Origin of the sequence: Citrobacter sp. CtB7.12, from assembly GCF_001297795.1 — a bacterium.
Classification (GTDB): domain Bacteria; phylum Pseudomonadota; class Gammaproteobacteria; order Enterobacterales; family Enterobacteriaceae; genus Citrobacter_A; species Citrobacter_A amalonaticus.
This window is the reverse complement of the sequence record NZ_LIFT01000007.1, coordinates 1-11,617: the sequence shown is the minus strand read 5'-3', so window position 1 is coordinate 11,617 and position 11,617 is coordinate 1. Positions and strand designations below refer to the sequence as shown.

Here is an 11,617-nt window from a genome sequence, read left to right as displayed (position 1 = left end):
TGCTTATATCGATCCGATCTATTTTAATGGATAATCAGGCATTAGGACAACTGAATCCCTGCATTGTTCAGCACGCTGGCTCATGGTTTAGACGCCTCGCCGGGCCCTTTTTCACTTTGCGTGCTTATCCTGGAGACAGGTCGTTGTACTTGGTGTAGGGTTGCCACCGACTGTAACGAGTAAACGCCTTACCGATAAGACGATTAGTCTGAGAATCTGAGAATACGAAAACCTTTATGAATCCCGTACCCGCACAGCGTGAATATTTTCTTGACTCCATCCGCGCCTGGCTGATGTTGTTGGGTATTCCCTTCCATATCTCATTGATCTATTCCGGCCATACCTGGCATGTGAACAGCGCCGAGCCCTCATGGTGGCTGACTCTGTTTAACGATTTTATCCATTCATTCCGGATGCAGGTCTTTTTCGTTATTTCCGGTTATTTTTCGTACATGTTATTCCTGCGTTATCCATTGAAACGCTGGTGGAAAGTACGCGTTGAGCGCGTAGGCATTCCGATGCTTACGGCTATTCCCCTGCTGACATTGCCGCAATTTATTATGCTGCAATACGTCAAAGGAAAAGCCGACAGTTGGCAAACGCTCTCACTGTATGAAAAATACAACACGCTGGCCTGGGAATTAATTTCTCATCTGTGGTTTTTACTGGTTCTGGTGGTATTAACAACCGTCAGTCTGTGGATATTTACCCGGATGCGAAAAAACCTGGTGAAAGCGGAAAAAAAACGGCTGGCCGCCGTGTCGATGGGCAAACTGACGCTCATCTTCTTCTTACTGGGTATTGGTTATGCGGTGATACGGCGGACGCTGTTCATTGTTTACCCACCCATTCTTAGCGACGGCTTGTTTAATTTCGTGGTGATGCAAACGCTTTTTTATGTGCCTTTCTTTATGCTGGGTGCGCTGGCCTTTATCTCACCTGAGCTTAAAGCGCTTTTCACCACCCCTTCCCGGGGATGTACGCTGGCGGCGGCTTTCGCTTTCATCGCCTATTTGCTGAATCAGCGCTACGGCAGTGGCGATGCATGGATGTACGAAACGGAATATGTCATCACCATGGTGCTAGGATTATGGATGGTCAATGTGGTGTTTTCTCTCGGCCACCGTTTACTCAATTTCCAGTCAGCCCGCGTCACCTATTTTGTGAATGCGTCACTGTTTATTTATCTGGTACACCATCCGTTAACACTGTTTTTCGGCGCCTATATTACGCCACATATTACCTCGAATCTGTTGGGCTTTATCTGCGGGCTGATCTTTGTGGTTGGCATCGCACTGGTATTGTATGAGATTCATTTGCGCATTCCGCTGCTTAAATTCCTGTTCTCCGGCAAACCGCCGGTCAGACAGGAACAAAGCAAAAAAGTGACCGGCTAATACCTGCGACCACGTTAAAGCAGCCACTCGACAGGCAATAGCGTCGCCAGTCGCACCAGAACCCGCTTCCAGAATCCTGTGGCGGGTTCTTTTTTTAACACCAGTTCTTCGTCCTGCTGCCGATCCACCCAGTTAATTCGCCCCCAGCGATCGAGGCGTAATTGCCAGGCCGCATCGCGTTGACTCTCAATGAACCGGTTATGGATAAGCGTCGCCAGCGTCTCGCTTTCAATCACAAATCCCATTTCCGTGTTCAGCAACGTGGAACGGGGATCAAAATTCAGTGAACCAATAAACACCTTACGCCCGTCAATACTGAACGTTTTGGCATGCAGGCTGGAACCGGAGTTCCCCGTAAGCCCCCTGTCGTGCAGTACCACCTGACGTTCACGCGTCGGCTTCAGTTCATAGAGCTCGACACCATAACGCAGTAGTTTCTTCCGCCAGCGCGCATATCCGGCATGTACCACCGCGACATCATTGGCGGCTAATGAATTGGTGAGAATCGCAATTTTGACGCCTTTACGCACCAGTTTCAGCAACTGCGCGACGCCTGCACGGGTCGGGACAAAATAGGCAGAAATAATGTCAATCCGCTCCGTCGGCGAACCCATCACGTCAAACAGTCGTTGTGGCAGTAAAGAGTGGCGCTGCGCTTTCCCCTGGCCTTTTAAGGGATCGTCACTTAACAGCCGGGTCTTCGCCCAGATAAGCGGTAGCGTTCCGCGATCGAGATGGGTCATAAACGGGCTGGTTTTCAGTTTATGCTGATATCGACGGGTGATGGGATCGTTGTACCAGGCGTCGGGTAGCTCAATGCGTTCGGTGATCTCTTGCTCGGAAAGTGCCAGTACCGATTTCAACGTCGAAACCGACGCGCAATGCCAGTAGCGTTCAAAATCCTCAGCAACCTCCCTGACGACGGGTCCGATGGCCATCACGTCCAGATCGGAGAACAGCGGCTCCTCGCCCGCGCCAAAATAGGCATCGCCAATGTTTCGCCCGCCCACCAGGGTGACAACACCGTCTGCGGTATAGCTTTTGTTATGCATCCGTCGGTTTAGCCTGGCGAAATCGGTCAGATAACCCAGCATCCGTAGCATGCGAAAAGAGAAAGGATTAAACAGGCGAACTTCAATGTTGGGATGGGCATCGAGCAGTTGCAGAGTGTCATCCAGCCCTGGCGTGTTGTTGTCATCAAGCAACAGGCGCACATGGACACCACGTTTCGCCGCCGCCAGAAGAACAGCGAACAGCAGTCGCCCGGACATGTCGTCTTCCCAGATATAGTACTGAACATCCAGCGTGCGCTCCGCCATTTCCGCCAGCCGGTAACGGGCGGCAAAGGCGTCCAGACTGTTATCGAGCGCAAGAATGCCGCACTCTCCGGGGTGATTGTCGCACAGAGGACGCGTGGCGCGGGCGAGGCGAGTCAGCTCATTCATCGCCTTGTTGGGTAAGTAGACGCTGGTAGAGTCGGGTTGTTTCGTCATCATAACAGACAAAGTATATCTGCTCAGGCAAAGCGCGGCGGGTAATAAATTCCGAAACGGTTTTCAGCGCAATTTCAGCGGCGGCGGCTCGTGGATAGCCGTAAACTCCGGTACTGATTGCCGGAAAGGCAATGGACGTGTAGCCATTGGCCAGCGCCAGATTCAGGCTATTAACGTACGCATCCTGTAGCAGTTGCGCTTCGTTATGCTCGCCGCCACGCCAGACCGGGCCGACGGTATGAATGACCGCTTTAGCGGGGAGGTTTCCGGCAAGCGTGATCACCGCATGGCCCGTCGGGCACTCGCCCTGCTGCTGTCTGACTTTCATGCAGGCTTCCAGTAAGGCGGGGCCCGCAGCGCGATGGATTGCCCCATCAACACCTCCGCCCCCCATCAGCGAGGCGTTAGCGGCATTGACGATGACATCAACCGCGACCGTGGTGATATCCCCCTGGATAACATGAATACGCGATTCCATAGAACCTCCTTGCGTCACTCTATTCTGTAAGTGTACAGCAGGGGATACCCTGAAATCGCTTTTTTCGTCTGTTTGTCTGAATGACCTGTTTAGCGGTAGCTGATGTCCATCACCGCCAGTTTTTTCTTCTCATCCAGATAGTGCAAGTTAACTGCGGCGATCTGCTTGAAGTGTTGTGGTGCTTTTAGCAGTTCCTGGGGTGAGTAATAGCGGGTTTGCGTGCGCCCCGTGTTATAGCACGACATTGCAAGGCGCTGTTGCTCCAGACTCACATTGCAGGGCGGTTCTACAATTTGACCGGTGAAATGAATCACCCCGCCCTGTCCTCCCGCATCCGCCATTACGGTAAAAGAAAACAGGGCAAGAAGCGCGAGCAGCGGAAGGCTTGTTTTACGCGTGACAGGTAACAGCATGATGCTTTCCTCAATGAGTATTCATCCTTGAGGGGTGATGTATTCCCTGACGGCGACAGGCCCGGGAGTCACGCATTCCGCGTCACTCTATTCATAGTTCAGCCACCTCGCTTCTGCCAGCATCGACGCATTAATTGTCAGTCAGTTATGACGATTTCACAGAGGGCGGCCACTGTTGCGATAAATGCAGAGACTGGCCGTCAGAAACCGTAACCACGATTTTGACGGTGTCTTGTGCAGAGATATTTAAACTGAGTCTGGTCAAATCAATGGCCTGATTAGCGGGTAGAGACAGGGTCTTTTTCTGTCGTGACTGACTTTGCCCCGCCACACCGTCACGAAGGGCTAAAATCTGCACCTGGCACACACAGGGTTGTGTCAGGGTGACCTGCGGCGTAATCGTGTAAATGTCGCCTTGCTGGGTGGTTGCAAACGTTATCTGATTAGAGAGCGCCGCAAGGAGTAATAAGGTGTTCATGATGTCCTCCCGAAAAAAAACAGGGCTTTCGCCCTGTTTATCGTCAGCACATAAACTGAATTAGTACTGATTAGCGGTGGCGTTGTTGCCAAAACCAACCTGATGCACCAGAACGCTGGAATCGGACGCAGTCTGGTTCACCAGCGCGGCGTTATGTCCACCATACTGGCTCACAGTAATGTCCGAATTTTTGCCGTTCCACTGATCGATGGTGGCGTTGTTTTTGAAGCCGTTTTGAGTCAGATCGATGGTGCTGTTATCTGAGCCCTGGCCCACGTCGGCGCCGTTACCAAAGCCATTCTGATGAATGGTCGTATCAGATTTACGAGCGTCGCTTTGCAGCGCAAGCGCGGCGTTGTTGACCCCTGACTGATAAATGCTCAGGGTCGATTCCGGGCCGGAACTGCTCCCGCCGCCGCCACCGCCGCCGCCGCCCCATTGCGGAACAGAACCAGCCAGAGCACTGCCAGAAACCACGATTGCTGCAAATGCTGCCACTTGTAAAAGTTTCATGGTAAACCCCCATCGGATTGATTTAAGCGTCGTCAATGGATTAGCGTTGAATAACGCGAATTGCCATTTGCGACTGTCTCTGCACTACAACTGCTGTTTTTTGCGTACCATACTGAGTAATATTTGCTTTATTTCCAGAACCTTTCTGGATAATCATCGCAGTATTACCGTAATTACTTTGCGATATACTGGCATCATTGGAATGACCCGACTGAGCAACATACGCAAAATTATAAGCTCCTGATTGGTCAACTTTGGCCCGGTTACTTCCACCTTCTTGTGAAACTACCGACAAAAGTTTAGAGCCCTCCTGGCGTATCTTTGCACTATTATTCGTGCCCACTTGACCAATAATGGCTGCCTGATTAAATGAAGACTTACTTAATTCATTTACCGCAAAGTTATATTCGGAATGCGCTAAATCATAACTTGTTGCGGAAGCAATTCCAGGCGCACCCAGTACTGTTAACATCATAAATAACAATTTGTTTTTCATGTTGTCACCCTGGACCTGGTCGCACATCGAGAAAATAACGTTCTCATCAATTTACCTGTTAACGCTAAACGTAATTTGTTAACGTCGCGTTACGATGAAGAGTATGTCTGCGGAAACATTTTAAATAACTCACCCGCCAGTGGTATTTTTATATTTTCGCTCACACCAAAGTACTAAACAGGGCAGGAATAGCCTGTTATTTGCGCTTATTTTATTTTCTTCACAATTATCGGTCGTGCTTTTTCTCGCCGTCAGTCAGCAGGCTGTAAAGTGGACTTTCCAGGCTATGTTGTACGTTCAAAGAAGAGAGAGATGAGCAAGTCGTGACAAGCCTCGTTTTTTTCGTCATCAAAATGCGCGACGCCGGCGAATGTCATCACTGAGCAATTCCCACACCGATGAAGTACCAGAGCGAATTGTGTTTATTACTTTAAATTCAATTAATTAATATAATTTGTATGATTTTTTAAATCTGTGCAATAACGGCTGGATGTACAACTTTACTATCAAATCTAAACTTAAAAAAAGCCTTAAGATAACAAATTAATATATATTTTTACATTCTGTTACATGTTTAACACTTGCTTTAAGATTTGTAATGGCTAGATTGAAATCAGTTGTAGTTCATTTGTATTAATATTTGCCCCGTTCGGGCTGATTCTTATTTTACTACACACAGCAGTGCAACATCTGTCAGTACTTCTGGTGCCTCATTTCTGCAGGCAACTGTCAGATGTGCGACTAAAAAAGTGGGGTTTCATCATGTTTAATGAATTCCATAGTATTCATGGTCATACATTATTGTTGATCACCAAACCATCCCTGCAAGCTACAGCATTATTGCAGCATTTAAAACAATCTCTGGCCCTCTCCGGAAAACTGCATAATATTCAGCGTTCTCTGGATGATATCTCCTCCAGCTGCATTGTTTTAGTCGATATGATGGAAGCGGATAAAAAGCTCATCCATTACTGGCAGGATAACTTAAGTAGGAAAAACAATAATTTAAAGACGTTATTGTTGAACACGCCCGATGATTATCCCTACCGGGATATTGAAAACTGGCCGCATATCAATGGCGTTTTTTACGTAGCGGATGACGAAGAGCGTGTCGTAAACGGTTTGCAAGGGATCCTTCGGGGAGAATGTTACTTCTCACAGAAACTGGCCAGTTATCTGATCACTCACTCAGGTAATTATCGCTACAACAGCAGTGAGTCAGCCCTCCTGACTCATCGCGAAAAAGAGATCCTGAATAAGCTGCGTATCGGCGCCTCCAATATCGAAATCGCACGTTCGCTGTTTATCAGTGAAAACACGGTCAAAACGCATCTTTATAATCTTTTCAAAAAGATAGCTGTCAAAAACCGTACCCAGGCGGTTTCGTGGGCAAATGATAACCTCAGGCGATAACGCCATGAAACGCTATTTAACCTGGCTTGCAGCGGCGCAGTTGCTGTTCGCTGCCAGCACGACGCAGGCTGTAGAAGTTGAAGTTCCTGGGCTCTTAACTGACCACACGGTTTCGTCTATTGGCCACGATTTTTATCGTGCGTTTAGCGACAAATGGGAAAGTGATTATCCAGGCAATTTGACCATCAATGAGCGACCCAGTGCACGTTGGGGAAGTTGGATCACAATAACGGTTAATCAGGACGTTATATTCCAGACTTTTTTATTTCCAACGAAAAGAGACTTCGAAAAAACTGTTGTCTTCGCGCTGGCACAAACTGAGGATGCCTTAAACCGACGGCAAATAGATAAAACACTATTGAGCACCGGCGATTTAACGCATGACGAATTCTAAAAAGTGATTTTTGTCCGGAGGCTGTAATGCGTGTCAAACATGCAGTAGTAGTACTCATGCTTATTTCGCCATTAAGTTGGGCCGGAAATATGACCTTCCAGTTCCGTAACCCTAACTTTGGTGGAAATCCCAATAACGGTTCTTTTTTACTGAATAGCGCACAGGCGCAAAACTCTTATAAAGATCCCAGTTATAACGACGATTACGGAATTGAAACTCCCTCCGCGTTGGATAACTTCACTCAGGCCATTCAGTCACAAATATTAGGTGGGCTGTTGACCAATATTAACACGGGGAAACCCGGCAGGATGGTGACCAATGATTTCATTGTGGACATTACTAACCGGGATGGTCAGTTGCAGCTAAACGTCACGGACAGGAAAACGGGCAAAACATCGACGATCGAAGTGTCGGGTTTACAGTCGCAATCTACCGATTTCTAAGTACCGCCACGTAAGGACAATCATCATGCAGCGCTTACTTGTATTCGTCGCCGTCATTTTACTGAGCGGATGCTTAACCGCCCCGCCAAAAGAAGCCGCTAAACCGACCTTAATGCCCCGTGCGCAAAGTTATAAGGATTTAACGCATTTACCGATTCCAACGGGCAAAATTTTTGTCTCGGTGTATAACATTCAGGATGAAACCGGGCAGTTTAAACCCTACCCGGCCAGTAACTTCTCAACAGCCGTCCCACAAAGCGCCACTGCGATGCTGGTCACCGCGCTGAAAGATTCCCGCTGGTTTGTTCCACTGGAGCGCCAGGGACTGCAAAACTTGCTGAATGAACGTAAGATCATTCGTGCCGCTCAGGAAAACGGGACTGTCGCCATCAACAACCGAATCCCGCTACAGTCGCTGACGGCGGCAAACATCATGGTTGAAGGGTCGATTATCGGCTACGAAAGTAACGTGAAATCCGGCGGCGTCGGTGCGCGTTACTTCGGTATCGGCGCAGACACGCAGTACCAGCTTGACCAGATTGCGGTGAACCTGCGCGTAGTCAACGTCAGCACCGGTGAGATCCTCTCCTCGGTCAACACCAGTAAAACCATTCTGTCTTATGAAGTGCAGGCTGGGGTGTTCCGCTTTATCGATTATCAGAGACTGTTGGAAGGTGAAATTGGCTACACTTCCAACGAACCGGTGATGTTGTGCCTGATGTCCGCCATTGAGACGGGCGTCATCTTCCTCATCAACGATGGTATCGATCGTGGGTTGTGGGATTTGCAGAATAAAGCCGATCGCCAGAACGACATTCTGGTGAAATATCGTCATATGTCGGTACCGCCGGAATCCTGATGATCAGGATAAAAAAAAGCGTGAGGATTTCCTCACGCTTTTTTATTTTCCGCAACGGTTCGCGTACTGTGTCTTTCTCGCCGGGCCGCCAGCCACAGTCCACTATTTTTCATGGCATAGCCAAAGAGCAAACCGACCGCCAGTGAAGGCAAGACCAGCTTCCAGTCCCCCTGCCCGGCAAACGTGGCGCATGCACCGATAAATGTGCCTGGCACAAATGACAGTAAAACTTGCTTTGCCTGGATACACATCAGGAAGGCCACCACGCCGGTAATCACATAACCCACCAGTTCGAGATGCGGCGTCAACGCGCTACCGTAAATAATGACCAACGCCCACACCACGCCGCTCAACAGCGTGGAGGCCGAAATGGCCAACCCCTTTAACCCACCCTGCGGACAGGCGAAATAGGCGGTACAGCCTAAAAAGCCAGCCCAACTGAGTAAGCCAAGAGACACGGCCACCCATCCCCAGATACCGGAGAGAATGCCCGTTGTGATTGCAATGGAAAGAAGTATGTTCATGCCGCGCATGATAGCAGAAAACGACAATATGAATGAGATCACGCACACAATTTATGCAATGATTGAATCAAGTTGCATACAAAAGTGATGCGTATCACAATTATTCATCAGTCTCTTCTTCCAGTTCATCCCACATCGCGCCAATGGCATCGCGTGTTAACGGTGCCATCGTTCGCCAGAAAGGGGTTGCGGCGTGCGCTTCCACTTTACCGAGGAAGGTATCACACCACGGAATGATGTAGTCCGCGAACAGAGTTTCCTGCGCCTCGCTTTCATCCTCCGCAGACTGATCTTCCAGCCAGGAGGCGGCCAGCAGCAACGTACCAATATGATCGGCTGGCGTTTCGCCAAGCGGCATACCCCGTGCAGAAAGGAAGGAGCGCACTTCTGATTCTGTCGCCCCTTCCACCCACGCGCTGCGATACGGTGGCACCGCGCACTCCGCACCGACAAACAGCGCGTTGTAATCCGCCGCCAACGGGGTCATATCACAGCTTTTCTGCAGACGCGCTAACAGTTCATCTTGCTCAAGCGGCCAGCTCGCCTGGAGTTTACCCTCGCGAATCAGGGTAAAAAGCGGAACCAGCAAAGGATCCTGCGGTTGACGGTAATACAGCGATCCCAGTACGCGGCACAGGATTGAAAACTCGTTCATCAAAATATTCCAGCTCGTGGTAGTTAAAGTTCAGCAAATTCAGGAATCGGCGCCATTCCGCGTGATTCCAGGAAATTGAGTAATCGTTTCGGGGTCACGTTCAAAATACGATCTTCCGGGAAATTCACCTCTTCGATAATTTTCAGACACTCACCGAAATCGCCCATTGTAAAGGCGGTATGAGAATCTGAACCCAACGCCACCCAGCCGCCAGCATCACGTACCGCTGCCGCTACCGCGCGACAGTTTGCTTCACTGCCTTTGCGTGAATGAAGGAAGGAAGAGTTGTTAATCTCCAGTGCAACATTGTATTTTGCCGCAGCCTCAGCAATTGCCGTGATATCAACGGGATACTTCGGGTTTCCAGGGTGGCTAATGATATGCACAACGCCGCTCGCCATGGTGGCGATCATCGCCTGCGTATTGGTGGCTTCATCGTGGGGGGCGAACACCGGCTCATGGAAGCCCGCGATGATCAGATCCAGTGAGGTGAGCATCGGCCCGGTGCAGTCGATTTCACCTTCGATATTTTTGATATTTGCCTCAATGCCTCGCAGGATCCCGACCCCATCCACCACGCGCGGCCAGATACGCATATTGATGAAATGCCAGTGGTGTGGAGCATCCGCCATGTCCGGACCGTGATCGGTAATTGCGAACAGTTTCAGTCCCTGACGCTTCGCCTGGGCGATGTAATCGCTCAGAGTACTATAAGCATGGGTGCTGGCGACGGTATGCATATGCAGGTCAACGGGATACATGTCTCTCTCCTGTGGTCATTTTTCGACAAGGATAGCAGGAATCGCCTGCGTTTATTAGTCGAAACCCGGCAGATGCCGGGTTTCCCTTAGTAACCGCGCTGACGGTCGACCTGCCCGGTCACCGCTTCGCCGTTTTCCAGATGCGAAATCGTGCGGGAAATATAGGCGACGGCTTCAGCAGGACGCGTGACTGCCGCAATGTGCGGCGTCATCGCCACACGCGGATGTTTCCACAGCGGACTATCTGCAGGCAGCGGTTCACGGCTGAAGACATCCAGCATCGCCCCTTTGAGTTTATTACTGTTCAGTGCGGCGAGCAGATCATCTTCATTAACGTGCACGCCACGCGCGAGATTCAGCAGATACGCCCCATCCTGCAGTTGGTCAAGCAGTTTGCCATTGATAATGCCGACCGTTTCCGCCGTATTGGGCAGCAGATTTATCAACACGCGAGTCTGGCTAAGGAATGCGCCTAACTCTTCAGTGCCTGCGAAACTCTCAACGCCAGGCCAGGTTTTACGACTGCGACTCCAGCAGCGCAGCGGGAAACCCCAGGCCTGCAAACTTTCAGCCACTTTCGCGCCCAGTACGCCAGCCCCCATAATTCCCACGGTAAACGCCTCGCGCGTATATTCCGGCAGCGGTCGCCATTGGCTCTCGTTTTTCAGCGCCTGGTAATCATCAAAACGGCGGAACCAGTGCAGCACCTGACTGACCGCGTATTCCTGCATCTGCAAGCCCATACCAGTATCTTCGAGACGAAAGAGAGGAATGGCGGGATCCAGCATCGTGGGATGGGCTTTCAATTTGCTCAGGATCGAATCTACACCCGCCCCAAGTGCGAACACCGCCTTAAGTTTACGCCCTTCCAACATTTCTACCGGTGGATGCCAGACCAGCGCATAATCTGCCGGATCGGTATCGCCCTGCTTCCACTCCCGGACTCTGGCACCCGGAATAGCCTTTTCCAGGGCAGCGATCCACCAGGGGGTATCAAACGTAGGGTGATAGAAAATGATATCCATATTGACTCCTGCGGGTTGTTGTGCGGAATTTTTCGCACTTATTATCATCGTTTTCAAAGGGATCATCAGCATAGCAAATTCGCTGGCGCTGGCAAAAAAAGCAGTTTTCGCCTAATTAACCTACAGGTTGCTTGAAGTTTGTATAAACGCACGATTTTTTGGAAAAGTTGATTGACGCAGGCGGCGTATTTCCCTAAATTAGCGCCCGTTCCAGTCGTTGAGGAACAACAATATGGTGAGGTGTCCGAGTGGCTGAAGGAGCACGCCTGGAAAGT

Annotated in this window: 15 protein-coding genes; 5 read left to right on the top strand and 10 right to left on the bottom strand. The window is 50.1% G+C overall.

The features are described from left to right. The first annotated feature begins 236 nt into the window (after window positions 1-236). Complete coding sequence (gene mdoC, locus AOY24_RS10350) at window positions 237-1,397, top strand: glucans biosynthesis protein MdoC (protein WP_054176591.1); 1,161 nt, start codon at window positions 237-239, stop codon at window positions 1,395-1,397. Between the two features lie 14 nt (window positions 1,398-1,411). Here mdoC and AOY24_RS10345 read toward each other — a convergent pair whose 3' ends face one another. From AOY24_RS10345 to csgB, 6 genes are all read right to left on the bottom strand, one after another. After that, complete coding sequence (locus tag AOY24_RS10345) at window positions 1,412-2,893, bottom strand: phospholipase D family protein (protein WP_044266054.1); 1,482 nt, start codon at window positions 2,891-2,893, stop codon at window positions 1,412-1,414. Beyond that, window positions 2,835-3,368, bottom strand: coding sequence for an O-acetyl-ADP-ribose deacetylase (ymdB, locus tag AOY24_RS10340; RefSeq protein ID WP_044258045.1), 534 nt, complete (start codon window positions 3,366-3,368; stop codon window positions 2,835-2,837). Before ymdB ends, AOY24_RS10345 begins: the two co-directional genes overlap by 59 nt. A gap of 89 nt (window positions 3,369-3,457) precedes the next feature. Next, complete coding sequence (locus tag AOY24_RS10335; RefSeq protein WP_054176590.1) at window positions 3,458-3,781, bottom strand: type 1 fimbrial protein; 324 nt, start codon at window positions 3,779-3,781, stop codon at window positions 3,458-3,460. Between the two features lie 145 nt (window positions 3,782-3,926). Continuing rightward, window positions 3,927-4,259, bottom strand: coding sequence for a curli assembly chaperone CsgC (gene csgC / locus AOY24_RS10330; protein WP_043001026.1), 333 nt, complete (start codon window positions 4,257-4,259; stop codon window positions 3,927-3,929). A gap of 60 nt (window positions 4,260-4,319) precedes the next feature. Next, on the bottom strand, window positions 4,320-4,772 hold the full coding sequence (gene csgA, locus AOY24_RS10325) for a curli major subunit CsgA (RefSeq protein WP_044258048.1): 453 nt from the start codon (window positions 4,770-4,772) through the stop codon (window positions 4,320-4,322). Window positions 4,773-4,812: 40 nt separating this feature from the next. Beyond that, complete coding sequence (csgB, locus tag AOY24_RS10320) at window positions 4,813-5,268, bottom strand: curli minor subunit CsgB (protein ID WP_043001954.1); 456 nt, start codon at window positions 5,266-5,268, stop codon at window positions 4,813-4,815. A 762-nt stretch (window positions 5,269-6,030) separates the two neighbouring features. On the opposite strand from csgB, the gene csgD reads away from it, so the two are divergent. From csgD to csgG, 4 genes are read left to right on the top strand one after another with little or no spacing between them, the layout of a single operon-like run. Next, window positions 6,031-6,681 (top strand): biofilm master transcriptional regulator CsgD, encoded by a 651-nt coding sequence (gene csgD, locus AOY24_RS10315; protein WP_043001028.1) that lies wholly within the window; start codon window positions 6,031-6,033, stop codon window positions 6,679-6,681. A 4-nt stretch (window positions 6,682-6,685) separates the two neighbouring features. Then, window positions 6,686-7,075 carry a curli production assembly/transport protein CsgE gene (gene csgE / locus AOY24_RS10310; RefSeq protein ID WP_043001029.1) on the top strand — a complete coding sequence of 130 codons (390 nt, stop codon included), beginning with the start codon at window positions 6,686-6,688 and terminating at the stop codon, window positions 7,073-7,075. 26 nt (window positions 7,076-7,101) lie between these two features. Further along, entirely contained in the window at window positions 7,102-7,518 is a 417-nt protein-coding gene (gene csgF, locus AOY24_RS10305) for a curli production assembly/transport protein CsgF (protein WP_043001030.1), read from the top strand. 25 nt (window positions 7,519-7,543) lie between these two features. Continuing rightward, window positions 7,544-8,377: a curli production assembly/transport protein CsgG gene (gene csgG / locus AOY24_RS10300; protein ID WP_044258051.1), complete on the top strand. Its 834-nt coding sequence runs from the start codon at window positions 7,544-7,546 to the stop codon at window positions 8,375-8,377. Window positions 8,378-8,409: 32 nt separating this feature from the next. On the opposite strand, the gene AOY24_RS10295 is transcribed toward csgG, so the two are convergent. The 4 genes from AOY24_RS10295 to ghrA all read right to left on the bottom strand — a co-directional run bounded on the left by AOY24_RS10295 (window position 8,410) and on the right by ghrA (window position 11,342). Continuing rightward, on the bottom strand, window positions 8,410-8,901 hold the full coding sequence (locus tag AOY24_RS10295; protein ID WP_043001032.1) for a DUF1097 domain-containing protein: 492 nt from the start codon (window positions 8,899-8,901) through the stop codon (window positions 8,410-8,412). Window positions 8,902-9,001: 100 nt separating this feature from the next. Beyond that, complete coding sequence (locus AOY24_RS10290) at window positions 9,002-9,556, bottom strand: molecular chaperone (RefSeq protein WP_043001033.1); 555 nt, start codon at window positions 9,554-9,556, stop codon at window positions 9,002-9,004. Window positions 9,557-9,579: 23 nt separating this feature from the next. After that, window positions 9,580-10,317, bottom strand: coding sequence for a phosphatase (locus AOY24_RS10285; RefSeq protein WP_043001034.1), 738 nt, complete (start codon window positions 10,315-10,317; stop codon window positions 9,580-9,582). An 86-nt stretch (window positions 10,318-10,403) separates the two neighbouring features. Beyond that, window positions 10,404-11,342 carry a glyoxylate/hydroxypyruvate reductase GhrA gene (gene ghrA / locus AOY24_RS10280; RefSeq protein ID WP_044268767.1) on the bottom strand — a complete coding sequence of 313 codons (939 nt, stop codon included), beginning with the start codon at window positions 11,340-11,342 and terminating at the stop codon, window positions 10,404-10,406. Window positions 11,343-11,617 lie beyond the last annotated feature (275 nt).